A 26,328-nucleotide genomic window follows, 5' to 3' on the forward strand; every position below is an offset into this window, starting at 1 on the left:
CCCTCATGACCACGAACGGAGTTCACATGACATCCACGGGCGATTCCGCCCTCCTCGACCCGAGCGATTTCGTCGACCTCGGCACGGAGGCGTACCTGTACTGGGGGGCGCATTCCCCGGCACTTCGGCGCGTCGAGGAGGCCGTCGTCCGCTCGTACCGAGCCAAGAGCCTCGGGGAGAGAGGCAGGGAGGTCATGTTCGACGCCGAGGCACGCGCCCGCGCGAGCATCGCCAGGCTCACCGGGCGCAGTGCGGGCGAAGTTGGTCTCCTTGGCGATGCCTCGACGGCGTGGAGCGCCATCGCCAACGGGTGGAACTGGCGACCGGGTGACAACATCGTCATCAACGAATACGAGCACCCCGCTGTCTTCGCAGCGTTCCTTCGGCTGCGTCGCTTCGGGCTGGACGTTCGCGTCGTGCGGCGGGATGCGGACTGGGACATCCCTCCTTCGAAGATGGAGGCGGCCTGCGACGATCGGACCGTTGCGATCGCGGTGAGCCATGTCGGCTACGTCTCGGGGCTGCGCCACGATCTCGGTGAGTTGGGGCGGATCGCCGACCGGGTGGGCGTGCCGCTTCTCGTCGACGTTTCCCACTCGATGGGCGTGGTGTCCACAGACCTGGAATACGCGGCCATCACGGTGAGCGCGTCCTACAAATGGGCCCTCGGCCCCTACGGCGTCGGAGTCGTGGTGTGGAACCAGGAGAGGCTGCCCGGCTTCGAGCCCGGGGCGGTCGGATGGCGATCGGTCAGCAACATCTTCTCCGACGAGCGGTTCGACGATCTGAAGTGGAATGGCGACGCGACGCGTTTTCAGATGGGCGCGCCGGCCCTCGCCGACATCGCCGGGCTCGGAGCCGGAGTCGACACGATCCTCGAGTTGGGAATCGATCGGGTCGAGGCGCACGCGCTCGCTCTCAGCGGCGCGGCGATCGAATCACTCGACCAGCTCGGCGTGGAGATCATCACCCCACGCGACCCAGCGCGCCGCGCGGGCAACGTGGCTTTCCTCCATCCGCACGCTGAGCAGTTCGCACGGCGACTCGTCGAGCGCGGGGCGCTCGTATGGGGCGGCGACGGCCGAGTGCGCGCCTCATTCCACGTGGCCAACAACCGACGGGATGTGGAGCGTCTGGCCGAAGCGGTGGCGGGGGTCCTGAAGGAACTGCCTGTCGGGGCGGTAGCGCGATGACCCATCACACCCGCATCGACGACTTTCTCCTGCAGTCTGACGCCGAGCTCTTCCAGCTCGTCGACGATCTGATCTCGGTCGACAGTCAGATCCCGCCTCACGCCGACGAGCGCGCGATCGTCGCGCGCCTGCTGGAGGTGACGGAGCGGTTCGGGCTCGGCGAGCAGACGGTGATCGGACCGACGGAGCAGCGCCCCAGCCTGATCGTACGAATGCGCGGCTCGGGCGGTGGTCGCAACCTGATGCTGAACGGTCATACCGACACCAAACCGGTCGGGGAGGCTCGCGAGCAGTGGGTCTCGGATCCCCTCACTCCCACCGTTCGGGATGGGCGGATCTACGGCCTCGGCGCCGTCGACATGAAGGCTGCGCTCGCGGCGATGATCTTCGCTGCCCGTGCGCTCAAGGAGTGCGGCGTGCCGCTGCGCGGCGACCTCCTCATCGGCGCCATCGCCGATGAGGAGGCCGGCGCTCAGCTGGGAGCGAAGTTCGTCGCTCCCTTGCTTCGCGACGTCGACGCGATCCTCATCGGAGAACCGAGCGGATGGGATCACGACTGGCAGGCCATACATCTGGTGTCGCGGGGGGTGTGCGGGTTCCGCGTTTCCGTCAAGGGAACCCAGATGCATTCGAGCCTGTCCGACCGGATGCCCTCGGTGAATGCGTCGCTCAAGGCTGCCGAGCTTCTTCTTCGAATCGCACGGGAGCTCGACGTGCCGTTCACCCCGCATCCGCTCGGCGATGTCGGCCCCACCCTGAACCCCGGGGTGATGATCAGTGGCGGCACGTTCTTCGGGGTGGTACCCGGACAGGCGGAGTTCGCCTGCGATCTGCGGACCGTGCCCGGCCAGACGCGCGACGATGTGGCGCGGGCGATCGAGCGATGGCTCGCCGCCTGTCGCGCGGCCGATCCGGACCTCGATGTCGAGTACAGCTTCGAGCCGGGCCTGGACTGGGTGCCGTGGAGCGAACTCGACGCCGCACATCCTCTGGTCGCCGCGACGCAGGCGGCCGCGGCGGACGTGCTCGGTGCGGCACCTCCGCTCGGAGTGTTCCCCGGCGGCACCGACGCGCCGTGGTACTCCGGTCTGGGGATCCCGACGCTTCCCTCGTTCGGTCCGGGCGTGCTCACAGGCGCCCACGGACCCAACGAGTACGTGAGCGTGCAAAGCGTGCGAGACGCCGCGCGCATGTATGCCCGCATCGCCGCGGATTTCTGCTCGTGAGCCGCGACCGACCACCGATAGGAGATCACCTCATGCAGCTCATCCACACCGCATCCGCCCCATCCCCCGGGGGGCACTACTCGCAGGCCGTCCGTGACGGCGACCGCGTGTTCACCTCGGGGCAGGTCGGGGTCGATCCCGGGACGGGGCTGACACCCGCCGACTTTCGGGAGGAGGTCCGGCAGTGCCTCACGAACCTCCGCGAGGTGCTGAGCGCATCGGGTGCGGAACTCACCGACGTCATCCGCACCATGTGCCTCCTCACGGACATCCGGGACTTCGGCGTCTTCAACGAGGAGTACGCCTTGTTCTTCGGTGACCACCGGCCCGCCCGGAGCACTTTCGGCATTGCACTGGCGGGTGGCTTCCGGGTCGAGATCGAGGCGATCGCTCGCATTCCACACGCCGCGGGGGAAGGAGCATCGTGAGGTTCGCGCGCGTGGGACCGCAGGGGACGGAGATCCCCGTCGTCGTCGACGGTGATCGGTACTTCGACCTGCGCCCACTCACCGCAGATATCGACGGGGCCTTCCTCTCGGATGAACCGGGCGGGCGTGCACGGACGGCGCTCCTCGCCGGGGTCCTGCCCCAACTCGACGACCCGGCGAGTCTGCGGCTGGGCTCCCCGATAGCCCGCCCCGGCGCCGTGGTCTGCATCGGGATGAACTACGCCGCCCACGCCGCCGAGTCGGGATCGACACCGCCCGAGGCCCCCATCATGTTCTTGAAGGCCCCCAACACCGTCGTCGGCCCGAATGACGACGTCACCATCCCGCCGGGCAGCGTCAAGACGGACTGGGAGGTCGAACTGGGGGTGGTCATCGGCCGGCCCGCCGCGTACCTGCGCTCCGTAGAGGACGCGGGATCCTGCATCGCAGGTTTCGTCGCAGTGAACGATGTGTCCGAGCGATCGTTTCAGCTCGAGCATTCTGGCGGCCAATGGTCCAAGGGCAAGTGCGCGCCCGGGTTCAACCCGACGGGCCCATGGTTGGTCACGCCGGACGAGGTCGCGCACGGCGACCTCCGGCTGCGGAGCTTTGTGAACGGTGAGAGTCGTCAGGACTCGAGGACCACCGACATGGTCTTTCCGTCGAGCACCTCATCTGGCACCTGTCGCAGTACATGACCCTGGACCCTGGGCACCTGATCCTGACCGGAACCCCGGAGGGCGTGGCCCTGTCCGGCCGCTTCCCCTATCTGGCGGCGGGCGACGTGGTGGAGCTCGAGATTGAAGCCCTCGGGCGCCAGCGGCAGACCATGCGGGCCGCGGAGGTCGACCGATGACCGCTGGGGAGCTGGCCGGCCTGGCCGTCGTCGTCACCGGGGGAGCCTCGGGAATCGGAGCGGCCATCGCCGACCGGCTGGATCGCGCAGGAGCCGCCGTCGCCGTGCTGGATGTCTCCCCCGCCTACGCCGACCCCCGATTCGCCAGCTTCGCGGCCGATGTCTCCGACCGAAAGAGCGCCGAGGCCGCAATGGCCGCCGCCGCGGATCGACTCGCCGGGATCGACATCCTCGTGAACAACGCAGGGGTGGGTGCAGTGGGCGACGTCGCCGCGAACGATGACGACGAGTGGGCTCGCGTCCTCTCCATCAACGTGACTGGCATCGCCCGCGCTACCGCCGCCGCCCTGCCGTGGCTGCGAGCCTCGGGCGCCGCCGCGGTCTGCAACATCGCCTCGATCGCCGCGACGGCAGGATTGCGTGAGCGGGCACTCTACTCCGCATCCAAGGGCGCCGTGCTTGCCCTCACCCGGGCGATGGCCGCAGACCACCTGCGCGAGGGGATCCGAGTCAATGCCGTAAGTCCAGGCACAGCAGATACTCCGTGGGTTGAACGCCTCCTGCATTCAAGTGCCGATCCCGCGACCGAACGTGCGGCTCTCGAGGCGCGCCAGCCGCACGGGCGACTGGTATCACCCGAGGAGGTGGCCGCAGCGGTTGCCTACCTGGTGGGTCCGTCTGCGGGATCGACGACCGGATCGATCATCGAAGTCGATGGGGGCGCCGCCGGCCTGCGGTTGCGGCCGCATTGAGCAGGTGAGCTCACCTCGACGCCTCCGTCGCGCGTCCCCGCGCGGATGCGGTGGCTAGGCCTCGCGTGTGATCGTGACCTTCACGCGCAGCTGCGACTTGAACGGCCCGGCGTACACGCCGCGCAGCGGCGGCACGTCGTTGTAGTCGCGGCCGCGCCCGACGAGCACGTGCCGGTCGCCGATCTCGATGTTGTTGGTGGGGTCGAACCCCTGCCAGTCGCCGGCGAACCACTCCACCCACGCGTGCGACTCCCCCGTCACCGCGACGCCCACTTCGGCGCTGGGACGCGGATGCAGGTAGCCCGAGACGTAGCGGGCCGGGATGCCCACCTCCCGCAGCGCCCCGAGGGTGATGTGCGCGAGGTCCTGGCACACGCCCTTGCGCGCCTCCCACGCCTCCGACGCGGTGGAGTGCACGCCCGTGACGCCGTGCATGTACTCCACGGCGTCGCCGATCGCCTCGGCGATCGCATGCGCGGCCGTCCCGGGGTGATCGTGCTGCGCGGCGATCGAGCGGGCGATCTCGGCGACCTCCGGATGCGGCCGGGTCCGGGCGGTCTGCACGAGCTGCTCCACCGTGCCGATCGAGCGGGCCGCCTCCGCGGCGAGCGCGTCCCACGTGATGTCGACGTGCTGCAGCGGACGGGGGCGCACCTCGACGAGCGAGCGTGCCGTGATCGTCAGAACCGAATGCGGTGAGAGCACGTCGAAGGCGCTCACGCGGGTGCCGAAGTAGTCGAGGTAGGAGTTCACCGTCGTGGAGGGCTCCACCTCCAGGCCCGAGCTCAGCACGAACTGGCTGTCGGTGGAGGTCGGCAGCATCCGCGCTTCGTTGTACGACGCAGAGACGTCGCCCTGGTAGGCGAAGCCGGTCGAGTGCTCGATGCGGAGGCGTTTCACGAGGTCTCCCCGATCCAGCTCGGCTCGGCCTGCGTCGGGAAGAACCGCGAGCGGATGGCCTCGGATGCTTCGCGGGTGACCTTCTGCACGCGCTGCATGTGCAGCGGCAGTTCGCCGAGGATGTCGCTGATGGGCCGGTACTCCAGGTCGTTGCGGATCTGCCCGAGCGCGCGCAGGACCGTGTTGGAATGGCCGACCCGGTCGGCCCGGGGGTCGATCGCGCTCATGCACTCCTCCGCGCGTTGGATCGAGTAGATGATCGATCGCGGGAACAGGCGGTCCAGCAGGAGGAACTCGGCGGCGTTGCGGGCGCTGGGCATGCCGCGGTAGGTGCGCAGGTAGGCCTCGTACGCGCCGCACGAGCGCAGGATCGTCGTCCACGACGGCCCCGACACCTCCGTCAGCGACCGGGTGGCGAGCAGGCGCGCGGTCATGTCGGCGCGTTCGATGCTGCGCCCCAGCGTGAAGAACTGCCACGCCTCGTCGCGACTCGTGGAGGAGTCCACGATCCCCACCGCGAGAGCCGCGCGCTCACGCACCCAGGCGAAGAACTCGTGCACCTTGTCGGTCTGCAGTCGCCGCGGCATCCGCGAGTTCGTGGTGTTGAGGGTCTCCCACAGCTCGCTGGAGACGATCTCCCGGGCGCGGCGCGCGTTCTCGCGGGAGGCGGTGAGGGAGTACGCGATGCTCGCGGGGTTCATACGGTCCACGGCGAGGCGCTGCAGCACGTCGTCGCGGCGCACCTTGTCGACGCCCTCGAGCGGGGAGGACCCCATGACGCTCAGAAGCGACCGGCACGCGGTGTCCTCATCGATCCACGGATCCTCCAGCAGCAGCTGCAGGTGCACGTCGAGGATGCGGGCGGTCCCGTCGCTGCGCTCGATGTAGCGCCCGATCCAGAACAGCGATTCGGCGATGCGGCTCAGCATCCGTCCACCCCCCGCGTGAGGTCACGGGCCTGCTGCTGCTGCTCCTGCTGCGGGCCGTGCTCGTGCTCGGCGGGCTCGGCCTGCTGCTGCTGTTGCTGCTGCTCCGTGCCGCCGGCCGTGGGATCCTGCGGGGAGTGGGTGACCTCGGGCTGACCGTCGTAGATGATCGGGATCGCCGCGGTGATGGTGGCGGCCTGATCGGCGACGAGACCGGCCAGGCCGTTGCCCTGCCCGTACTCGACGTGGGCGGGCGCCGAGCCGCCGACGATCCACGTGTCCTTGGAGCCGCCGCCCTGGCTGGAGTTGACCACGAGCTGCCCCTCGGGCAGCGCCACACGCGTCAGTCCGCCCGGGAGCACCCAGACGTCGTCCCCGTCGTTGACGGCGAAGGGGCGGAGGTCGGCGTGGCGCGGCCGCATGCCGTCTTCGACGAGGGTGGGGATCGTGGAGAGCATGACCACGGGCTGGGCGATCCAGCCGCGGGGATCGGCAAGGAGCCGTCGACGGAGGGCCTCCAGCTCGGACGGCGACGCGTCCGGCCCCACGACGAGGCCCTTGCCGCCGGATCCGTCGACGGGCTTGACGACGAGTTCGTCGAGACGGTCGAGCACTTCCTCGAGCGCACCCGGGTCTTCCAGCCGCCATGTGTCGACGTTGCGCAGGATCGGCTCTTCGGCGAGGTAGTAGCGGATGAGGTCGGGCACGTATGTGTACAGCAGCTTGTCGTCGGCGACACCGTTGCCCACCGCGTTGGCGATCGTGACGTTCCCCAAGCGCGCGGCGAGCATGATGCCCGGTGCCCCCAGCATCGAGTCGGCGCGGAACTGCAGCGGGTCGAGGAAGTCGTCGTCCACGCGCCGGTAGATCACGTCGACGCGCTGCGGACCGCGCGTGGTGCGCATGAACACCTTGCCGCCCACGCAGAGGAGGTCCCGCCCCTCGACGAGCTCGACGCCCATGAGGCGGGCCAGCAGCGTGTGCTCGAAGTACGCGGAGTTGTACACGCCCGGCGTCAGCACGACGACGTTGGGGTCTTCGATCCCGCCTGGGGCCGAGGCCCGCAGCGCCGCGAGGAGCTTGTTCGGGTAATCGCCCACGGGGCGTACGCGCATCGAGAGGAACAGCTCGGGCAGCGTCTGCGCCATCACGCGCCGGTTGGAGATGACGTAGCTCACGCCGCTGGGGACGCGCACGTTGTCCTCGAGCACGCGCATCTCGCCGTGCTCGTCGCGGATGAGGTCGATCCCGGCGACCTGGATGCGGACGCCGTTGGCGCTGTGGATCCCGGCGGCCTGACGGTAGAAGTACTGCGAGGAGGCGATCAGCTGGGCGGGGAGCACACCGTCGCGCACGCAGTGCTGGCTGCCGTACGCGTCGTCCAGGAACGCCTCAAGAGCGCGCACGCGCTGCTTGACCCCGGATTCCACGCGCGACCACTCGTCGTAGTCGATGATGCGGGGCACCGCATCCAGGGGGAACGGGCGCTCCTCGCCGGCGAAGTCGAACGTCACGCCCTGCGCGAGGTACGAGCTGGCGAGCGACTCGGTGCGTCCGCGGAGCTCGTCCTGGGTCATCTGCGCCAGCGCCTGGTACAGCTCCCGGTAGGCCATGCGCGATTCGGCATGCTCACCGGGATGCGGCGGGTCGCCGAACATCTCGTCGTACGCCGGGACACCGGTCGAGGTCTTGCGCGGCGCCAGCGTGGAGCCGTATCCGTCGAACAGGTCACCCATGTCCCGAGCCTAGTGGCGGCCGTGTTGCCGCCACATTTCGGCGCACGGGGATTGCACCCGCCGCCCTAATCAGGAAGATCGCCCGGATCAGGACGAACGGATGCCGAAACATCCTGAATCGGGCGATCCTCCTGATCTCGGGGATGCGCCGCGAGGACGACGCGCCGCTCCGCGCGGCGGCCGAAGACCCCTGCCGCCGCGCTGAGCACGAACGCCGCCAGCATCGTCAGCGCCATCGGGGCGGCGGTGGTGGGCCCGAGCACACCGCTCAGCGGCGAGATGACCGAACCCAGGGTGAACTGCGTGAAGCCCATCAGCGCCGCGCCGGAGCCCGCGGCGAAGGCGGCGCGGGCCAGCGTCAGCGTCGTCGCATTGGCCAGGAGCGCCGACCCGGCCGCGCACGCGGGGATGACCGTGACGAGGAAGGTGACGACGGTGAACGTGCCGGTGAGGGCGAAGACCGCCATCGCCGCCGTCGCGGCGATGGCGATGCCCTGGCTGATCAGGAGCATCCGGCGGGCACCGAAGCGCCCCGACAGCGGGGCGTTCACGGCGCTGCCTGCCATCACCGCCAGCGCGTAGGCCATGTAGAGGAAGGTGAAGCCCCACTCGTCGGTGCGCAGGACGTCCTGCGCGACGAACGAGGACGCACTGACGTGGGTGACCAGCGCGGCGAATCCGAAGGCCATGGCCAGCGCGTTGCCGACGTAGCCCCCGTCACCGGCGAGGCGGTGGTAGTTGCTCATCAGCCGCCCGATCCGAACCGGCGTCCGGTCGGCGACGGCGAGGGTCTCGGGGACGGAGAGGGCCGCAACCACGAGGTACAGCACGCTCATCACCAGCAGCGCGGCGAAGGTGGCGCGCCACCCCCCGAGCGGGAGGAGGAGCGTCCCGAGCAGCGGACCGAAGAGCGGGCCGGCGGCCAGCATGCCCATGAGCACGCTGTACGCACGCGCGGCCTGGGCACCGCGCGCGGTGTCCGACACCACGGCACGGGTGACGACCACCGCAGCGGACGAGCCGAATCCCTGCAGCACGCGACCGAGGATGAGGACCCCGAGGGTGGGAGCGAGCAGGACGAGCGCGCTGGCCGCGGTGAGCAGCCCGAGGCCCAGCAGCAGCACGCGACGGCGACCGAGGCTGTCGGTCATCGCACCGACGACCAGCTGCCCTACCGCCACTCCGAGCAGGAAGCCGGTGAGAGCGAACTGGGCGCCGGCCACCGTCACGCCCAGGTCGGCCGCCATCTGCCCCAGGCCCGGCAGGTAGATGTTGGACGCGATCGGATTGACCGTCATGAGCAGGCCGAGCACGGTGAGGAGCCCTGCTCCCAGCACGGGCTGCGAGTGCGTCGTCGGAGCCGCCCGCCGCGCTGCGCTCACCTTTACCCGCTTCCCCTGGCGTCGTATGCTCAGCGTACGCATTGCGACATGTTGAACGCAATGCGTACGCCCTCCGGGGATCACGACGCGAGACAAGGACGACGATGCCCACCCTGCGCAGCAATCTGCCCCCCACTTCCGCCCTCGGCATCGCGCGGCGCGCGCAGTGGCGCTCGCTCGGGATCGCTGCGGCCGACCTGACCAAGCCCAAGGTCGCGATCGTGAACACCTCGTCCGAACTGGCCGCCTGCTACGCCCACCTGGATGAGATCGCCGACGCGCTCAAAGGTCACCTGCGCGAACTCGGGGTCCTGCCGTTCGAGATCCGGACCACCGCCCCGAGCGACTTCGTCACGAGTGCCGGGCGGGCGGGGCGCTACATCCTGCCCAGCCGCGACCTCATCGTCGACGACATCGAGGCGGCGGTGGAGGGCGCCAAGCTCGACGCGATGATCTGCCTCTCATCCTGCGACAAGACCACGCCCGCGCACCTCATGGCGGCCGGACGGCTGAACATCCCCACGGTCGTCGTGCCCTGCGGGTATCAGCACAGCGGACTGGCGGAGGGACGCGAAGCGGACGTGGAGGAGGTGTTCCTCCTCGCGGCGATGGCGGCGGTCACCGGCGAGCCCACGGACGATCTGGAGGAGCTCGCGGACGACGCCATCCTGGGTCCGGGCGTATGCGCGGGGATGGCCACCGCCAACTCCATGCACGTCGTCGCGGAGGCGCTGGGGATGGCCGTGACGGGGGCCGCTCCCGTGCGCGCCAACAGCGAGCGCATGTGGCACTCCGTGCGACGCAGTGCCGAGGTTCTCGTCGACGCGATCGAACACGACCTGCGCCCCCGCGAGATCATCACCGACGCGTCGGTGCGCAACGCCGTGCGGGCGATGCTCGCCGTGGGCGGATCCATCAACACCATCAAGCACCTGCAGGCCATCGCCGTGGAGACCGGCTTGGACATCGATGTGTGGGAGGAGTTCCGCACCCTGGGGCGCAGCACTCCGCTCCTGGCGTCGGTGCGCCCGAACGGCCCCTGGCTCACGGAGCAGTTCGAAGACGCCGGGGGCGGCGCCACTCTGCTGCGCGAGCTGCTGCCGCTGCTGGACGGCTCGGCGCTCACCGTGGAGGGCAGGACCCTGGAACGGTGTCTCCAGGAGGCCCGCCCCGGCGACGGCGAGATCATCCGCACGATCGAGGACCCCTTCGGCACGGATCCGGCCATCGCGGTACTGCGCGGTTCGCTCGCCCCGAGCGGAGCAGTGGCCAAACGCCCCGTCCCCGACCCGGGACCGCGGCGGTTCACCGGCCCGGCACGGATCTTCACGAGCCGCGAGGACGCCATCGCCGGCATCTCGGACGGGCGACTGCGTCCGGGCGACGTCGCGGTGATCCGCGGCATCGGCGTCAGCGGCGCACCGGGGATGGGACTGACGAGCGCGTTCATCTTCGCCCTGCACGCACGCGGGCTCGCCCACTCGGTCGCGCTGGTGACCGACGGACAGTTCAGCGGCCTCGTGAACCAGGGCATGACCGTCGGGGAGGTCTCCCCCGAGGCGGCCACCCCCGGCGCCCCGCTGGGACTCGTGCAGGACGACGACGTCATCGACATCGACCTGGCCGATGGCCGCATCGATCTGCTGGTGGACCCCGCCGAACTGGCTGCGCGACCGTCCTACGTCCCCCTCCCCGACCGCGACAGCGGCGGCGGGATGCTCGACCAGTACGAGCAGCTCGTGCAGCCCCTCGGCTGCGGCGCGGTGCTGTGCGCCCGCCCGAACGGCCCCTGCCAGCCTGCGGCGGAGTTCGCCGCATCCATCCCCGAGCACACGGAGCACGCATGACCGATCCGACCATCGCCCTGCCCGCCGCCCGCGTCCCCGTGATCGGGGAGTACGACGTCGTCGTCGTCGGCGGTGGACCCGCCGGCCTCCTCGCGGCCACCGCAGCCTCGCGCGCGGGGCGTTCGACGCTGCTCATCGAGCGATACGGCTTCCTCGGCGGAGCCGGGACGATGGGCGGGCTCAGCACCTTCTGCGGCCTGCACGCCCGCGTGTACGGGCAGGACCGCCTGGTGGTGCACGGGTTCGCCGACGAACTGTACGACCGGCTGGACGCCCTCGACGGCCTGAACGAACCGCACCTGTCCGTCGACGACCGCATCCAGGCCGTCGCCTTCGACATCTCGGCGTACAAGATCGCCGCCGACGAACTGCTCCTGGCCGGCGGGGCGGAAGTGCTCTTCCACGCCGTCGCGGTCGATGTCGTGATGTCAGGCGACGACACGATCGACGCGGTCGTGATCGAATCGAAGTCAGGTCGGGCAGCCGTACGGGGGAGGTTCTTCATCGACGGGTCCGGCGATGCCGACATCGCCGCGTGGGCGGGTGCGCCCTATGAGCGGGCCGAGCACCTGCTCTACCCGTCCTTGATGTTCCGCATCAACGGCGTCGACCCCCAGCGCGCCGGCGAGGCGTGGAAGACGATCCGGCGGCGGATGGAGGAGGCCGAGGCTGCCGGAACCCACCACTTCCCCCGGAAGAAGCCGATCGTCCGCCCGCAGCGCAATCCCCTCGAGTGGCGCTCGAACCTCACCCAGCTCAGCAACGAGGACGGCTCGGCCATCGACGGCACGGATGTCCGTCAGCTCACGCGTGGCGAGATCCAGGGCCGCCGGCAGGTCAAGGACACCTTCGCGTTCATCCGGGAGAACACCCCCGGGTTCGAGGACGCGTACGTGGTCGACATCGCCCCGCAGATCGGCATCCGCGAGACGCGCCGCATCGTGGGGGAATACCAGCTCACCGAGCAGGACGTGCTCGGCTGCGCCGACTTCGACGACACGATCGGGGTCAACGGGTGGCCGGTCGAGGCGCACGTGCCCGGTGACGTCGAATTCCGCTTCCCTCCGGCGGATTCCCGCGGGTACAACCAGCTGCCCTATCGGATGCTGGTGCCGCAGGTCGTCGGGAACCTCCTCGTCGCCGGCCGGTGCGCGTCGATGACTCAGCGCGGCCAGTCCTCGGGACGCGTCACCGGGCCGTGCTTCGTCATGGGGCAGGCGGCCGGCACCGCCGCCGACCTCGCGCTGGCCGGGGACGGCACCGGGTCCGGCGTGGATGTGGCGCGGCTGCAGGAGCGCCTGGAGGCCGACGGCGCGTTCCTCGGGACGCGCCTGCCGGATGATGTGGCCGCGCCGGTGGCGTGACGCTCACCGGTCGGCGCGGAACACCTGCGGGTTGGCGTTGCGGTAGGCCCGCGCGATCTCGTCGGCCGCGGTGCGCAGCACCGGCATGACCGTCTCGGTGAGGCTCTGCTCCGTCTCGCGCACCGTGGTCGAGGAGGCCGCGATGGCGCCCACGGCCTGTCCGCCCGCGACGATCGGCACGGCGACGGCGACCTGGCCGGGGTTCAACTCCTCCAGCGACACGTCGAACCCGCGTTCCCGCACCCGTGCCAACCGCTCCCGCAACGCGGCCGGGTCCGAGACGGTGTGCGGCGTGTAGGCCTCGAGGGTCGTGGAGGCGAGCAGCCCGGTCAGCTCCGGCTCGCTCAGCTGCGCCAGCAGCACCTTGCCGATCGCCGTGGCGTGGGCCGGCAGGCGGTTGCCCACCCGCACCGAGTCCGGCAGGGGGCGGCGGTCCTCGACGCGGGCGACATGGATGACCTCGAGGCCGTCCAGCACGCCGATGCTGCACGTCTCGCCGGTGCGCTCGACGACCTCCGCCATGTAGGTGTAGGAGATCTCCGGCAGCGAAGAGGCGGTGAAGTACCCCGAGCCGAGCTCGAGGATCCGGGGCGTCAGGCTCCAGGCCCCGTTCGTGGACTCGACGTAGCCGAGGTGGGCGAAGGTCAACAGGATGCGACGGACCACCGGGCGGGCGAGCCCCACCCGCGCCGAGATCTCCGCAACGCTCAGCGACCCCTCCTGGCGGTTGAAGGCCCGGAGCACCTCGACGGCCCGCTCGATGCTCTGGATCCTGTCGCGCGACCGCTCCTCCGACATGCCGCCCCTTCTGTGCGCGCTCTGCGAGAGAGCGGCACCAGCCTACGGGGAGGGCCGGCCTACATCCCCTCGCGCAGCCCGTACACCGACTCGTGCCACGGGATGAAGAACCGCTTGGCCTCATTGACGATGAGGTACAGCGCGAGCCCGATCAGGGAGAGCAGCAGGATGAGGGCGAACGTGCGCGCGGCATCCAGCGAGTTCATCGCGCGCACCACCATCGCACCGAGCCCCACGCTGCCGCCGAGGTACTCCCCGACGATCGCTCCAGTGGTGGCCAGGACGATCCCGACCTCCATGCCGGCGAACAGGTACGGCTGCAGGCTCCGCATCTCCAGCTGGGTGAACATCTGCGCGCGCGAGGCGTTCAGACTCCGCATCACCTCACGCTGGCCGCGCTCGACCGAGCGCACCCCCAGGAGCACGTTGAGCATGACCGGGAAGAACGCCAGCAGTGCCGCGAGCAGCACCTTGGAGGTGATGCCGAAGCCGAACCAGATGACGAACAGCGGGATGAAGGCGACCTTCGGCGCGACCTGTGCGACGACGATGAGCGGGCGGATGCTCACTTCGAGCCACGGCAGCTTGCCGAACGCGACGCCGACGATGACGCCCATCAGCACGGCGATGGCGAAGCCGAGGAGGATCTCACTCAGGGTGATCCAGGTCTCGCCCCACGTGCTGCCGTCCAGCACGAGCGTCACGAACGCCTCGCCCACGGCCGCAGGCGGCGGGAAGACGAACGGGTTGACCTGCAGCGCCGTGACCAGCACCTGCCACACGACGATGATCAGCACGACCAGCGAGGGCGTGACGATCCACGGCAGGATCTTCAGGATGCGCCCCTCCGACTGGCGGCGCTGCTCGGTGACGATCGTGGTCGTCGTGGGTTCTTCCGGCGGGGCCGCCTGCACTGTGGCCATGGGTCAGTCCTCCTCATCGAGGTCGTGGCGCAGGTTCCGGACGATGTCGTTGAACCCGGGGGTGGTCTGCAGTTCGATGCCGCGCGGCTTGGCATCCGGGACCGAGAGGATCTGCCGGATGCGGCCGGGACGCGGCGTCATGTGCACGACCCGATCGGCGAGGAACACCGCTTCGGGGATGTCGTGCGTGACGAACACGACCGTCGATCCGGTCTCCAGGACGATGCGCTGCAGTTCGAGGTTCATGCGCTCGCGCGTCAGCGCATCCAGGGCCCCGAAGGGTTCGTCCATCAGCAGCAGGTCCGGTTTCGTGCTCAGCGCGCGTGCGATGGCAGCCCGCTGACGCATGCCGCCGGACAGTTCCCGGGGGTACGACTTCTCGAACCCGCTCAGCCCCACGAGAGCGGCGAGCTCGGTCGCCCGCTGCCGGCGTGCGGCCTTGTCCACTCCGCGCAGCTTGAGCGGCAGCGCGATGTTGTCCAGGACCGTGAACCAGGGGAAGAGGTTGCTCTCCTGGAAGACGAAGCCCAGCCGGGTCACGGCGGAGCTCTCGACGTGCCCGTTGCGCCAGAGATGACGCCCATCCACCTCGATGGTCCCCGACGTGGGCGAGAGCAGTCCCCCGATCATGCGCAGAAGGGTGGTCTTGCCGCATCCGGATCGGCCGATGAGTGCGACGAACTCGCCTCGCTCGATGTCGAGATCGATGCCGGACACGGCGTGGGTGACGCCGGCCTTGGTGTGGAAGTCCCGCCCGACGCCGCGGATGCGGAGCCGCGGGAGAACCTGCTCCTCGCCGGCCTGCTCCGCACCCGCGACGGTCGCCTGGTTGCTCATGTGATCTCCTCGGATCGTGTCACTCGGCCGGGACGTGGTCGTCGATGATCCACTCCGCGGGGTCCTGCCCGCCCTCGAGCAGGCCCGCTGCCACGTACGTGTCATACGTCGTGGTCCACGCCTCGTGGTTGTTCTCCAGCAGGGAGACCCCGCCGTCCGCGTCCACCCAGGTCTGCGTCGTGTAGATCTCCAGCGCGTCGGCAGCGACCTCGTCGTCCGCCAGGGCGGGGAAGCTCCAGTCTCCGCTGTCGCGGAGGGTCTTCAGGACATTGGCGAAATCGTTCGGCGCGTCGTCGATGACGTCCTGCACCGCTTCCTGGATCGCGGCGAGGAACGCCTCGATCTGGGCGACCTTCTTCTCGTCCTGGAGGTTGGCTTCGGTGGTGATCCACGTCTGGATGTCGGGCGCGTCGCCCAGGCCCGCGTGGTCGACGACGGCGTCGTCGTTCTGCTGCCCGATCGCGAGCGACGTGTCGAGGCTCACGATGTAGCCGTCCAGCTGCCCCTGGCGCACGACCTCGAGGGTCGCCGCCGTCACCGGCACCGCTTGACGGGTCACCGAGTCCGCGGCGATGCCCGCGTCGTCCAGGGTGAGATCCAGCAGCTTCTCGCTGGTGCCTCCCACCGAGCCCATCCCGATCGTCTTGCCCTCCATGTCGGCCGGGGACTCGATGGGATCGTCCTCGACGGAGATCATGCGCAGGTTCGACTTGTACGCCATCGTACCGACGGCGCGGATGGGCTGACCATCCTCCATCGGCGGGAAGACATCGACGGTGCTCGCGCGAGTGAGGGTGGTCGCACCGCCCAGCAGCGACTGGATCGCCGCGGAGGTGCCCTGCACCGGCTGCAGCTGCACGTCCAGGCCGTGCTTCTCGAAGTACCCGCCCGAGTACGCGAACATCTCGGGGGTGAAGCTGAAGGATTCCAGCGGCAGGAAGGTGACGACGGTCATGCTCCCCAGGTCCACCACTTCTCCCTCGCCGGCGCCGGCGTCGGTGGCGTCCGGTGCCGCGCCGCCGCCCGCGCAGCCCGAGAGGGCGAGCGCGCCGGCGGCCACGGAGGCGACGAGAAGCAGAGAGTGACGTCGGATGGCCTTTCGGCGGACTGCTGTGATCATGTCTGACTCCTGTGTCGGGACCCGCTCACGCCGTTGCGAGCGTCAGGTCGAGTCTGCGAAGGACGAGGCGGGGTGCCAACCACTTTTTCACTCAATGGAACCGTCGGCCGCAGGCCACACGCGGATGCGCCCTGCAGTGCCGTCGACCTCCACGGTGTCGCCGGTGCGAATCGTGCGGTGCGGGACGGGCTGGGCCCCCACCACGGTCGGTACGCGCGTGAGGATGGCGCCCAGGACGGCCTTGGTCGTCACCACGTCGAAGACCATCCCCGCCGGTGCCGTCCCCATCAGGCGCGTGCTCTGGAAGAAGCTGGACCACCCCGACGACCCCTTCGCGCCGGGGAAGACGAGGATGCGACCGGTGAAGCAGACGCCGAACAGTTCGTGTCGCGGTTCGATCACGGTGCCGGTGGCGACATCGATCCCCCCGAAGCCCGAGATGGGCTCCGCGGTGACGAGCGCGGCGGCACGCACCACGCCGCCCACGATCCCCCGCCCGGTCAGCTCGATCACGCCAGCTCTCCGCGCCACCGGCCCGTGAGCGCTGCCTCCACGCACTCGGCGGTCGTGCCGAACCACGCCTCGATGCCGAGGATCGCCGGGAGGTAGTGCGCCTGCTTGGCCGAATCCGTCGCCATGACACGGGTTCCCGGGGGAGCTGCCCGCGACATGGCGGGGCAGGAGTCGGTCAGCACGTGGCCGCCTGCGCGCATGATGCTGCGCGTCCATCCGGCGCGCAGCGACTCCGCGGCCAGCGCGCGCGGAAGCATGACCCATAGCTGCGCGCTGGTGCTGAGGCGGCGGCCCTCCAGCATCCCGGCGATCTCGGCAACCTGCTCCAGGGATGCGTGCGGGCACCCGAGCAGCACGAAATCGACGTCGGTGCTGGTGCCCTGCGCGTTCAGCGTCTCGTACACCGCTGTGCGCTCGCGTGCGCCGTAGCGGATCGGTTCCGGGGACGGACGTCCCCCGAACGCCGCCTCGAGCGTGGGGGCTTCCGGCGTGACGCCGGGGAGGTGGTAGATCTCGACGCCACCGGAGGTCGCGGTGGCCGCGCCGAAGTGCTTGAGATCGGAATCGCGGGGCGCATGCAGTCGTCCCGTGACCGCCGGCCGCGCTTCCTGAACCGCCTCGCCGACGAAATAGCCGAACATGCCCCATTCGCGGAAGCCGTCGACATCGATGTCGGCCGAGACGTGATGGGTCGCGTAGCGGTTCTCGGGGACATGGTTGCCCCAGTAGGGGATCTTGCCCGTGAGGGAGGCCGCACCCGTGGACGCGGCCCCTTCGCAATTGGTCCGGGCGCCCAGGACGGAGTTCGCATAGACCACCGCCGAGGACTCCATCCACGCACAGTGCTCGTCGCGCGCCGGCACGTTGCCCACCTGGTAGGGGGTGCAGGTGGCCAGGACCGTCACGCCGCGATCAGTGAAGTACGACTCCGCATCCTCCTGCATCCGGATGTTCTCCACCGGGTACGGGGTGAGCCCCTGCGCATCCGCGCCGAACCCGTGCTGGAGCTGACACGTCGGCACCCGCATCGGAGGGATGTCGAGGGTGCGATCGGAGTCGAGGTTGATCACCGCGAACGCACGCTCCCACCCGCCCTCGGCCACGAGGGCCGCCTTGGCGGGGGAGGGCTGCGTCATGGTTCCGGCGACGTTGCGCGTCTCGACCAGCCGCTCGGCGCCGAGCGCGTCGCCGTAGCGGATGAGGAGGTCCATCGCGGCTGCGACGGCGTCGCCCTCCTCACCGTCGCGCATCCGCTTCTCCTGCTCGCTCAAGCGCACGGGAGGCTCCTCAGTGCGCGGACGGCAGGACCACGTGGTCGAGCGAGTACGGCGTCGGCTCCAGCGCCTGCGCCATGATCGCCTCCATCACCGGCTGCGGGACCAGGCAATCCGCACAGGCCCCTTCCGTCGCGTCGATGCGGACGACGATGCGGTCGGCCTCGGCCGGCTGCCAGCTCAGGACGTACCCGTCGGCGGCCATCATCTCGGTGAACTGCGCCAGCGCGGCATCCACCGTCGTGGCATCCTGCGATCCGCTCATGATGAGCCTCCGATTCTGCTGAGCGAGAGGGGGATCTCCCGCGGGGGGTTGAGGGTGAAGATCTCCACGACCGCCGAGACTCCGGCGTTGTCGGCGCCGGCGACCATGATCTGCAGCGACGTGGGGTTGCTCAGCGCGGGGACGCGGTCCGGCGTCTCGGTCGCGCTGGCACTGTCGGGCATGGAGTCGGGGTGGGAGCCGGGCAGGCGCCACCGCGTCTTGTGCGAGAGCGCGTCCTTGCCGACGGCGGTCAGGTCCTCTCGCCGCCGCATCGCGTGGGCGTAGACGAAGTCGCGCAGATCCTGTTTGCTCCACCCTGCGCGCGCGAAGACGTCGGCGTGCTCAGGGGTGAGGACCAGCAGCGCGCTGGTGTACTCGTGGATGAGCGCCCCCGTGCGCGCGATGGTGTCGACGAAGTCCCGCGCGAGCTGTTCCGGCTCCTGCGTGTGCCGGGCCTCGATGTGGATGACCGAGCGGATGACGAACGCCGTGACGACGTCGTCATCTGCGGCATAGCCGTGTTCGACGTGCAGCGGCTCCCACGGGCTCTGCTCCTCGTTCTCGGCCAGGCAGGATGAGTACTTCGCCGGCGTGCCCTGCGTGGCCTGGTCGAGCTTGTGCGGATGCAGGCCGAACACGTTGATGCAGCCCAGCCGGATCGCCCGGCCGATGGTGGCGTTGGCCCGGAACCCGGAGCCGAAGACGTTCCCGCGGCTGTTGAGTCCGATCCGCTCGCGGATGGGACCGTTCACCACCAGGAGCGGTGCGGTCCCGGTCGTGGACTGCCAGATGCCGCGGGCGGGGTGCGGCTCGGCGGCGATGGCCAGCCACGCGGACACCACGACGGGGAAGTACTCGGGACGACAGCCCGCCATCGCCGCGTTGATCGCGGCCAGCCGCACGGTCAGACGGCGGTTGAGGTGCCCGATCTCGAACAGCACCTCTTCGGGGTCGCGGGACACCGTGGCCAGGAAGGTGTCGAGCAGCGTCTGCGTGACCGGGACGACGGGGAGACCGTCGGTCCACTCGTTGTCGTAGTAGAACTCGACGAGCTCCTGCACGCGCTCGGAGTCGGCCGTCGCCTCTGCCTGTGTGATCGTCGTCATCGTCATCCTTCCTCCACGCCGAGGATCCGCAGGACCTCCGGCATCACCGTCTCCGCGCGCTCGCGCACCTCCTGTGCCGACAGGCTCGCCATCGGGTGGCCCACCGCGGTGAAGTCGAACGCGGGGAACCCCTGCACCTGCGCCATGGCCCGCCCCGACATGAGGAACGAATCGGACGTGATCGCGACGGCGGGGACGCCGGCGCGCTCGAACAGGATCCCGTCGGCCACCGTGGCCGCCGAGCACGATCCGCAGTCGCCGACCGCTGTCACGACGAGGTCGTTCTCGGACGCGATCCGCTCGAGCAGTTCGGCGGCGACGGGGGTGCCGAAGTAGTCCTTCGTGTACAGCGTCGCCTCGCCGGCCCCGTGGTCGCGCTGCAGCCGAGCGGCGATCTCCTCGAGCAGCATCGTGGAGTTCGGCTTGGTGTTGTCCAGCAGCCCGATGCGAAGACCCTTCAGGCTGACCGGTCGCGGGGCGAGGGTGCCGTCTGCGGCGCCCTCCGCCATGCCGGTGGGGTCCAGGAGTGCTTCTTGCCATGCCATGTCGATGTCCCCTCGGTACGTCTGTGTCCAGGCGCCGGTCAGAATGCCACGGACCGGTGCGACCCCGGCAGGGCAGTTTTCACTCGATGGAAAGGTGGGTGCTCGTGCGGGTGCCTCCCCGACAGGATGCTGAGCAGACACGACAGAGGGAGCGTCGGTGCAGCCACCCATACCCGCGACGATGCGGGCCGCCATCCTCGCCGGCGGCGCCCCGAATCTGACGGTGCGCGAGATCCCGACCCCCACTCCCGGTCCGGACGAGGTCCTGCTCGAAGTGATCGCGTGCGGGGTGTGCCACACCGACCTGCATGTGATGAAGGGTGAGGTCGCCTTCCCCCGGCCGGCGGTGCTCGGGCACGAGGTGAGCGGCCGGATCGTCGCGATCGGCGAGGGGACGGAGGATGCGCACGGCTTCGCGATCGGCGACACGGTCGTGGCCGGGTTCATCATGCCGTGCCGGTCCTGCCGGCAGTGCCGGCGCGGCCGGGATGACCTGTGCATCGAGTTCTTCCGGCAGAACCGGCTGGAGGGGACGCTGTTCGATGGCCACAGCCGCCTCCGCATGCCGGACGGCTCGTTCCTGGCCATGTACTCGATGGGCGGGCTGGCCGAATACTGCGTCGTCCCCATCTCGGCGCTGGCGGCACTCCCCGACACCCTCGATCCGGAGACCTCCTGCCTGCTGGGATGCGCCGGCCTCACCTCCTACGGCGCGGTGTTCCGCGCCGCGGAGGTGGAGACGGGGACCACCGTCGCGATCATCGGCGTCGGCGGGGTGGGCTCGAGCCTCATCCCCATGGCGCGCGCGGCGGGATCCACCACGATCGTCGCGGTGGACATCGCCGCCGACAAGCTGGAGGCGGCGCGCGAACTGGGCGCCACCGTGCTGGTGAACGCCCGTACAGAAGACCCGGTCGCAGCAGTGCGGGCGGCCACAGGAGGCGTGGACGTCGCCTTCGAGGCGCTCGGCCGCGCGGAGACGTTCGGGCAGGCCCTCGCGATGCTCGCAGAGGGCGGCCGCCTCGTGGCCATCGGCATCGCTCCGGCCGGGACGACGGCCGAGGTGGAGATCACTCCCCTGGTGCGCCGGGGACAGCAGATCGTCGGTTCCTTCGGCGGTCGGACGCGGCACGATCTGCCGATCGTCGCCTCCCTCGCCGCGCAGGGCGCCTACGACACCGAGCGGCTGGTGACCCGACGGTACCGGCTGGAGGACGCGGACGCCGCTTATGCGGCGCTGGCTCGCGGGGAGATCACCGGCCGGGCCATCATCACGACCCGCCGGGAGGCGGAAAGGGAGACGACATGACGACCGAGGCGATCGCGCTTTCAGAGCTGAGCGGGCAGAAGGGGCGGGAGCTGGGCCCCTCCGCGTGGCACACCATCACCCAGCACGACATCGACGTGTACGCCGATCTGACCGGCGATGACAACCCGATCCACGTGGACGAGGCCGCCGCGGCCGCGAGCCCGTTCGGCGGGCGCATCGCGCACGGCATGCTGACCCTGAGCATGGTGGTCCGTCCGCTCAGGGAGATCTACCGCGTCAGCGGCGCCACCACCGGTATCGTCTACGGTTTCGACCGCATCCGCTTTCCCGCCCCTGTGCCCTCCGGCTCGCGCATCCGGGTGAGCGGACGCATCGCCGAGGTCGAGGAGAGGCAGGATGCGGTGCAGGTGACGCTCGCGCTCGCGTTCGAGGTCGACGGTGGTGGCGCCAAGCCCGCCGTCGTGGCCGAGCTCGTGCTGAGGCACTTCCGGTGAGCGGGGTGCGACTGGACGATCGCGTCGCGATCGTCACAGGGGCCGGCCGGAGCCTCGGCCGCGCCTACGCGCGCGCCCTGGCCGAGGCGGGCGCGGCAGTCGTGGTCAACGACGTGGATGCGGCCGCCGCCGACACCGTGGTGGCCGAGATCACCGAGACCGGCGGCAGGGCCGTCGCCCAGGCGGGACCGGTGGGCCCCGCCTCGACCGCGCAGGCGCTGGTCGAGCGGGCGGTGACCGAGTTCGGCCGCCTGGACGTGCTGGTGGCCAATGCCGGCGTGCTGCGGGACCGCGTGCTGTGGAAGATGACCGACGACGACTTCGACGCCGTCGTCGACACGCACCTGCGCGGCTCGTTCACGTGCGGCCGGGCGGCCGCGCAGCACTTCCGGGACCGCGGCGAGGGCGGCCGGATCATCCTGGTCGGCTCTCCGGCGGGGCAGTTCGGCAGCTTCGGGCAGACCAACTACTCCGCGGTCAAGGCGGGGATCGTCGCCATGGCACGCACGTGGTCGCTGGAGCTGGCGCGCGCCGGCGTGACGGTCAACACCATCGTGCCCACCGCCCTCTCCCCCATGACCGCGACCATCCCCGAGTACGCGCAGGCCTACCAGGACCACGTCGCCGGTCTGCCGATCCCCGAGCACCTGCGCCGCGAGCGGGCGCTGGGGTCGGTCGATGACGTCGCGCCGCTCGTGGTCTGGCTGGCCTCGGACCGCGCCGCGCACGTGACCGGGCAGGCGATCGGGATCGGCGGCGACCGGCTCACGCTGTACGCGCACCCGGATGTCCTCGCCACGGACGACGCGCCGGGAGGATGGAGCGCCGAGGCCATCGACCGCGCCTGGTCCGAGCGGTTCGCCGCGAGAGCCCAGCTGTCGGGACCGCCGTCGCGCCGGGAGCAGCCGGCATGAGCGGCATCCACTACAGCGATCTGTGGCAGGGCATCGCGGCCGCCGATCCGGACCGGCCGGCGATCATCACCCGGCGCGGCACCATGACGTACGCCCGCTTCGCGGCGGAGGCCGGGGCGCTGGCCCGCCACCTGCGCGCGCACGGCGTCGGCGTGGGCGATGCCGCGGCCCTGCTGCTGTACAACCGGACGGAGTATCTGACCTTCTTCTGGGCGTGCCTGGCCATCGGCGCCGCCCCGGTCGCGATCAACTACCGCTATCGGGCCGGCGAAGTGCGGGCGCTCCTGGAGGACAGCCATGCCAAGGTGCTCATCGCGCCGACCGCTCTCGGAGGCCTCGCGCAGGACGCCGCGGCGGGCATCGACCCGCCGGTTGCACTCATCTCGGTCGACGACGGCGGACCGGCCCTTGCCGGCGCCGTCGCCTATGCCGACATCGTCGCCGGCGGCGGCACGCTGCCGCCCGCGGCACCGCGGGGCGCGCACCTGCGCCTGTACACGGGTGGCACCACGGGCATGCCGAAGGCGGTCGTGTGGGAGATGGACACCCTGCTGGAGGCCCGTCGCCATTCGACGTGGGGCGTCATCGGCATCGAACCGCCGGCGGATCTGGCCGGCGCGGTGCGCGTTGCTATCGACCCCACCACGCCGCGCGTGGCGACCCTGCCACTGCCGCCCATGCTGCACGGCACCGCGCAGTCGATGTCGATGGGAACGCTCGCCCTCGGCGGCACGATCGTGCTGCACGACGAGGCCCACCTGGACCTCGCGGCAGCGCTGCACTTGGTGCACGAGCACCGGGTCACGCGGCTCGTGGTCGCCGGAGACGCGGTCGCGCTGCCGTTCGTCGAGGCGGTCGAGGCGGAGGGGCGGGGCCTGCCCCACGTGGACTCGATCTTCAGCTCCGGGATGCGATTCAGCGATGCGGTCAAGCGGCGGCTCCACGCGCAAGGCGACATCATGATCGTCGACCTGCTGGCCTCCAGCGAGGGCGGCCCGTTCGCGTTCGGCACCACGCGTTCGGCCGACGACCTGCCCGCGCGCTTCATGCTCACCCCGGGCACGGTGCTGCTGAGCGAGGACAACACCGAGATCCCCCTCGAGCCGGGGGCACTGGGGATCCTGGCCTTCCGCGGCGTGCTCCCGCGCGGTTACCACGGCGACCCGGAGAAGACCGCCCGCGCATTCCCGACGATCGGGGAGCATCGGTACGTGGTGCCGGGCGACTGGGCCCGCGCCCGCGGCGACGGATCGATCGAGCTGCTCGGGCGCCTGAGCGCCGTGGTCAACACGGGTGGCGAGAAGGTGTTCCCCGCCGAGGTCGAGGAGCAGCTGCTGGCACATCCGAGTGTCGCCGACGCGGTCGTCTTCGGCCTGCCGCACGAGCGCTTCGGCGAGGTGGTCAGCGCCATGATCGTGCCGGTGGAGGACACCGAGATCGATCTGGACGCGCTGGTGTCGCATCTGGACGAGCATCTGGCGGGATATAAGAAGCCGCGCCACTTCTTCATCCGGGCATCACTGGAGCGCAGCCCCACCGGGAAGGTGGAGCTCGCACGGGTCAAGGCAGACGCGTCCCGGGAGCGGGACGCATCCAGACAGGGGGCACGATGACCATCGACCTGAGCACGATCAGCGCCATCGACATGCACGCCCACGTGCACGTCGACGGCAGCGGACGCACCGCGTCGCCGCCGCAGCTGTCGGCCGCGATGGCGGCCTACTTCGGCAGCAGCGAGCCGCCCCGCACCGTCGAGCAGACGGCGCAGTACTACCGCGAACGCGGGATGGCCGCCGTGGTGTTCACGATCGACGCCACCACGAACCTCGACCACGCGCCCAACAGCATCGACGACCTCGTCGCCGGGGCCCACCGCAACGGCGATGTGCTCATCCCGTTCGGCAGCGTCGACCCCCTGCAGGGCGAAGCGGCCGTGGAGGAGGCGCAGCGGCAGGTCGGCGAGCTCGGCGTGAGCGGCTTCAAGTTCCACCCGTCGGTGCAGGGTTTCGATCCCTCCGCGGAGGAGTTCGTCCCGCTGTGGTCGGCGATCGAACAGCTGCAGGTGCCGGTCCTCGTCCACACCGGACAGACCGGGGCGGGGGCCGGAACCCCGGGTGGCTGGGGATTCCGGCTCGCGCTGTCGAACCCCATGCTGCTGGACGACGTCGCCGCGCGGCATCCCGATCTCCAGATCATCATGGCCCACCCCAGCGTCCCGTGGCAGGACGAGGCGATCTCCATCGCCACGCACAAGCTCAACACCTGGATCGACCTCTCCGGCTGGTCGCCCAAGTACTTCTCCCCCGCCCTCGTGCGGGCCGCACGCACCTACCTCACGCACAAGATGCTCTTCGGCACGGATCTGCCCGCCCTCACCCCCGACCGCTGGCTGCGGGATTTCGACGGCCTGGAGTTTCCGGAGGAGGCGCGCGCGATGATCCTGAAGGACAACGCCGCCCGCCTGCTGGGCCTGTCGTCGTGAACGCAGCCGCGCCCGTGGACCTGTTCGGCTTCGCCGAACGGCTCACCCCGGGAGAGCACGACAAGCTGCGGCAGCTGCGCGAACTGCTCGACGCCCGCGCCCGGCCGCACCTGGCGCAGTGGTGGGAGGACGCACACAGCCCGGCACACCTCCGCGCCGAACTGGCCGCGCTCCGCCTGGAGGACGACCCCGCGCTGCTGGGCGAGGACGGCCTGCCGCGTGCGGTGTACGTCGGGTTCCGCCACTTCGAGCTGGCGCGCTTCGACATGTCCATCGGCACCCTGTACGGGGGCCAGGTCGGCATGTTCCGCACGCTCGTGCGCAGTGGCGGGTCGGCGGAGCAGATCGCACGGTGGGACCCCCGCATCCCCTCGTTCGAGCTGACCGGATGCTTCGCGCTCACCGAACCCGGTCACGGCTCGGACGTCGCCGGGGGCATGGAGACGATCGCCACACGCGACGGCGAGGGCTGGCGCATCAGCGGCCACAAGCGCTGGATCGGCAACGCCGCACTGTCGGAGGTCATGGTGGTCGTCGCCCGCGACGCCGCCGACGGACGAGCCAAGGCCTTCCTCGTCCCGCGGGAAGCGCCCGGGGTGACCGTGAGCGACATCACCGGCAAGCTCGCGCTGCGGATGGTGCGCAACGGCGACATCCGGCTCCAGGACGTGCGGGTGCCCGAGACCGACCGGCTCGCCCGCATCGACTCGTTCGCCGACATCGCGGCGATCCTCGCCCAGCTGCGTTACGTCGTCGCCTGGAATGCGGCGGGCCTGCAGGCCGGCGCGTACGAGGCGGCCCTGGGCTACGCGATGCGGCGGACCCAGTTCGGCCGGCCGATCGCGGGATTCCAGCTCGTGCAGGAGAAGCTGGCGCGGATGCTGGGGAACGCCACCGCCACTCTCGCGATGGCGGTGCGGATGACCGAGCTGCGCGATGCCGGCCGAGCCGAGGAGGTCCATGCCGCCCTCACCAAGGGCTGGGTCGCCGACCGGGCTCGCGAGACGGTGGCCCTCGCCCGCGAGATCTGCGGCGCGGAGGGGATCCGCGTCGACACCGACGTCGCCCGCTTCTTCGCCGACGCCGAGGCGCTGTACACCTTCGAGGGCACGCACGAGATGAACGCGCTGATCGTCGGGCGGGCCATCACCGGCCTCAGCGCATTCACGCGCTGACC

25 protein-coding genes and 1 pseudogene are annotated in these 26,328 nt (G+C 70.3%); 13 read left to right on the forward strand and 13 right to left on the reverse strand.

Going from position 1 to position 26,328, the window contains the following annotated elements; translation table 11 throughout:
* Window positions 1-26 precede the first annotated feature (26 nt).
* The 5 genes and pseudogenes from E4K62_RS16675 to E4K62_RS16695 all read left to right on the forward strand — a co-directional run bounded on the left by E4K62_RS16675 (window position 27) and on the right by E4K62_RS16695 (window position 4,455).
* A complete protein-coding gene (locus E4K62_RS16675) occupies window positions 27-1,193 on the forward strand; it encodes an aminotransferase class V-fold PLP-dependent enzyme (protein WP_261799207.1) in 1,167 nt (388 codons plus the stop codon).
* Complete coding sequence (locus E4K62_RS16680) at window positions 1,190-2,419, forward strand: M20 family metallopeptidase (protein ID WP_167747830.1); 1,230 nt, start codon at window positions 1,190-1,192, stop codon at window positions 2,417-2,419. Before E4K62_RS16675 ends, E4K62_RS16680 begins: the two co-directional genes overlap by 4 nt.
* Before the next feature lie 32 nt (window positions 2,420-2,451).
* A complete protein-coding gene (locus tag E4K62_RS16685; protein ID WP_135069607.1) occupies window positions 2,452-2,847 on the forward strand; it encodes a RidA family protein in 396 nt (131 codons plus the stop codon).
* A pseudogene (locus tag E4K62_RS16690) lies at window positions 2,844-3,703 on the forward strand (fumarylacetoacetate hydrolase family protein). Before E4K62_RS16685 ends, E4K62_RS16690 begins: the two are co-directional and overlap by 4 nt.
* Window positions 3,700-4,455, forward strand: a complete 756-nt coding sequence (locus tag E4K62_RS16695; RefSeq protein WP_135069610.1) for an SDR family NAD(P)-dependent oxidoreductase — start codon at window positions 3,700-3,702, stop codon at window positions 4,453-4,455. The pseudogene E4K62_RS16690 and the gene E4K62_RS16695 overlap by 4 nt, the downstream one beginning before the upstream one ends.
* Before the next feature lie 54 nt (window positions 4,456-4,509).
* Here the strand turns inward: E4K62_RS16695 and E4K62_RS16700 are convergent, their stop codons facing one another.
* The 4 genes from E4K62_RS16700 to E4K62_RS16715 all read right to left on the reverse strand — a co-directional run bounded on the left by E4K62_RS16700 (window position 4,510) and on the right by E4K62_RS16715 (window position 9,399).
* Window positions 4,510-5,355 carry a transglutaminase family protein gene (locus E4K62_RS16700; RefSeq protein ID WP_135069614.1) on the reverse strand — a complete coding sequence of 282 codons (846 nt, stop codon included), beginning with the start codon at window positions 5,353-5,355 and terminating at the stop codon, window positions 4,510-4,512.
* The gene (locus tag E4K62_RS16705) at window positions 5,352-6,284 is read right to left on the reverse strand and encodes an alpha-E domain-containing protein (protein WP_135069617.1); all 933 of its coding nucleotides are present in this window, start codon (window positions 6,282-6,284) and stop codon (window positions 5,352-5,354) included. The genes E4K62_RS16700 and E4K62_RS16705 overlap by 4 nt, the downstream gene beginning before the upstream one ends.
* Window positions 6,278-8,017 carry a circularly permuted type 2 ATP-grasp protein gene (locus tag E4K62_RS16710; protein WP_135069620.1) on the reverse strand — a complete coding sequence of 580 codons (1,740 nt, stop codon included), beginning with the start codon at window positions 8,015-8,017 and terminating at the stop codon, window positions 6,278-6,280. The genes E4K62_RS16705 and E4K62_RS16710 overlap by 7 nt, the downstream gene beginning before the upstream one ends.
* Before the next feature lie 65 nt (window positions 8,018-8,082).
* Window positions 8,083-9,399 carry a Bcr/CflA family efflux MFS transporter gene (locus tag E4K62_RS16715; protein ID WP_167747831.1) on the reverse strand — a complete coding sequence of 439 codons (1,317 nt, stop codon included), beginning with the start codon at window positions 9,397-9,399 and terminating at the stop codon, window positions 8,083-8,085.
* Window positions 9,400-9,503: 104 nt separating this feature from the next.
* On the opposite strand from E4K62_RS16715, the gene E4K62_RS16720 reads away from it, so the two are divergent.
* On the forward strand, window positions 9,504-11,246 hold the full coding sequence (locus tag E4K62_RS16720) for a dihydroxy-acid dehydratase domain-containing protein (protein WP_135069626.1): 1,743 nt from the start codon (window positions 9,504-9,506) through the stop codon (window positions 11,244-11,246).
* Window positions 11,243-12,610, forward strand: a complete 1,368-nt coding sequence (locus E4K62_RS16725) for an FAD-dependent oxidoreductase (protein ID WP_135069629.1) — start codon at window positions 11,243-11,245, stop codon at window positions 12,608-12,610. The genes E4K62_RS16720 and E4K62_RS16725 overlap by 4 nt, the downstream gene beginning before the upstream one ends.
* Before the next feature lie 3 nt (window positions 12,611-12,613).
* On the opposite strand, the gene E4K62_RS16730 is transcribed toward E4K62_RS16725, so the two are convergent.
* The 9 genes from E4K62_RS16730 to E4K62_RS16770 all read right to left on the reverse strand — a co-directional run bounded on the left by E4K62_RS16730 (window position 12,614) and on the right by E4K62_RS16770 (window position 19,991).
* The gene (locus E4K62_RS16730; protein ID WP_135069632.1) at window positions 12,614-13,408 is read right to left on the reverse strand and encodes an IclR family transcriptional regulator domain-containing protein; all 795 of its coding nucleotides are present in this window, start codon (window positions 13,406-13,408) and stop codon (window positions 12,614-12,616) included.
* A gap of 59 nt (window positions 13,409-13,467) precedes the next feature.
* Window positions 13,468-14,331: an ABC transporter permease gene (locus E4K62_RS16735; RefSeq protein WP_135069634.1), complete on the reverse strand. Its 864-nt coding sequence runs from the start codon at window positions 14,329-14,331 to the stop codon at window positions 13,468-13,470.
* 3 nt (window positions 14,332-14,334) lie between these two features.
* Complete coding sequence (locus tag E4K62_RS16740; protein WP_135069637.1) at window positions 14,335-15,168, reverse strand: ABC transporter ATP-binding protein; 834 nt, start codon at window positions 15,166-15,168, stop codon at window positions 14,335-14,337.
* Window positions 15,169-15,187: 19 nt separating this feature from the next.
* Window positions 15,188-16,288 (reverse strand): ABC transporter substrate-binding protein, encoded by a 1,101-nt coding sequence (locus E4K62_RS16745; RefSeq protein ID WP_135069640.1) that lies wholly within the window; start codon window positions 16,286-16,288, stop codon window positions 15,188-15,190.
* Between the two features lie 87 nt (window positions 16,289-16,375).
* Window positions 16,376-16,801: an aconitase X swivel domain-containing protein gene (locus E4K62_RS16750; RefSeq protein ID WP_135069643.1), complete on the reverse strand. Its 426-nt coding sequence runs from the start codon at window positions 16,799-16,801 to the stop codon at window positions 16,376-16,378.
* Window positions 16,798-18,078, reverse strand: coding sequence for an aconitase X (locus E4K62_RS16755; RefSeq protein ID WP_135069646.1), 1,281 nt, complete (start codon window positions 18,076-18,078; stop codon window positions 16,798-16,800). The genes E4K62_RS16750 and E4K62_RS16755 overlap by 4 nt, the downstream gene beginning before the upstream one ends.
* A 10-nt stretch (window positions 18,079-18,088) precedes the next feature.
* Entirely contained in the window at window positions 18,089-18,340 is a 252-nt protein-coding gene (locus E4K62_RS16760; protein WP_205805812.1) for a hypothetical protein, read from the reverse strand.
* Window positions 18,337-19,446 (reverse strand): hypothetical protein, encoded by a 1,110-nt coding sequence (locus E4K62_RS16765; RefSeq protein WP_135069649.1) that lies wholly within the window; start codon window positions 19,444-19,446, stop codon window positions 18,337-18,339. The genes E4K62_RS16760 and E4K62_RS16765 overlap by 4 nt, the downstream gene beginning before the upstream one ends.
* A 2-nt stretch (window positions 19,447-19,448) precedes the next feature.
* Window positions 19,449-19,991, reverse strand: coding sequence for a UGSC family (seleno)protein (locus E4K62_RS16770; RefSeq protein WP_135069652.1), 543 nt, complete (start codon window positions 19,989-19,991; stop codon window positions 19,449-19,451).
* A gap of 157 nt (window positions 19,992-20,148) precedes the next feature.
* On the opposite strand from E4K62_RS16770, the gene E4K62_RS16775 reads away from it, so the two are divergent.
* From E4K62_RS16775 to E4K62_RS16800, 6 genes are read left to right on the forward strand one after another with little or no spacing between them, the layout of a single operon-like run.
* The gene (locus E4K62_RS16775; protein ID WP_240742738.1) at window positions 20,149-21,300 is read left to right on the forward strand and encodes a zinc-binding dehydrogenase; all 1,152 of its coding nucleotides are present in this window, start codon (window positions 20,149-20,151) and stop codon (window positions 21,298-21,300) included.
* On the forward strand, window positions 21,297-21,755 hold the full coding sequence (locus tag E4K62_RS16780) for a MaoC family dehydratase (RefSeq protein ID WP_135069658.1): 459 nt from the start codon (window positions 21,297-21,299) through the stop codon (window positions 21,753-21,755). The genes E4K62_RS16775 and E4K62_RS16780 overlap by 4 nt, the downstream gene beginning before the upstream one ends.
* Window positions 21,752-22,669, forward strand: coding sequence for an SDR family NAD(P)-dependent oxidoreductase (locus E4K62_RS16785; RefSeq protein ID WP_240742739.1), 918 nt, complete (start codon window positions 21,752-21,754; stop codon window positions 22,667-22,669). Before E4K62_RS16780 ends, E4K62_RS16785 begins: the two co-directional genes overlap by 4 nt.
* Window positions 22,666-24,282 (forward strand): AMP-binding protein, encoded by a 1,617-nt coding sequence (locus E4K62_RS16790; protein WP_167747832.1) that lies wholly within the window; start codon window positions 22,666-22,668, stop codon window positions 24,280-24,282. Before E4K62_RS16785 ends, E4K62_RS16790 begins: the two co-directional genes overlap by 4 nt.
* Complete coding sequence (locus E4K62_RS16795) at window positions 24,279-25,151, forward strand: amidohydrolase family protein (protein ID WP_135069663.1); 873 nt, start codon at window positions 24,279-24,281, stop codon at window positions 25,149-25,151. The genes E4K62_RS16790 and E4K62_RS16795 overlap by 4 nt, the downstream gene beginning before the upstream one ends.
* Window positions 25,148-26,326, forward strand: coding sequence for an acyl-CoA dehydrogenase family protein (locus E4K62_RS16800; protein ID WP_135069666.1), 1,179 nt, complete (start codon window positions 25,148-25,150; stop codon window positions 26,324-26,326). Before E4K62_RS16795 ends, E4K62_RS16800 begins: the two co-directional genes overlap by 4 nt.
* Window positions 26,327-26,328 lie beyond the last annotated feature (2 nt).

The sequence above is a fragment of the Microbacterium wangchenii genome (assembly GCF_004564355.1).
Taxonomy (GTDB): domain Bacteria; phylum Actinomycetota; class Actinomycetes; order Actinomycetales; family Microbacteriaceae; genus Microbacterium; species Microbacterium wangchenii.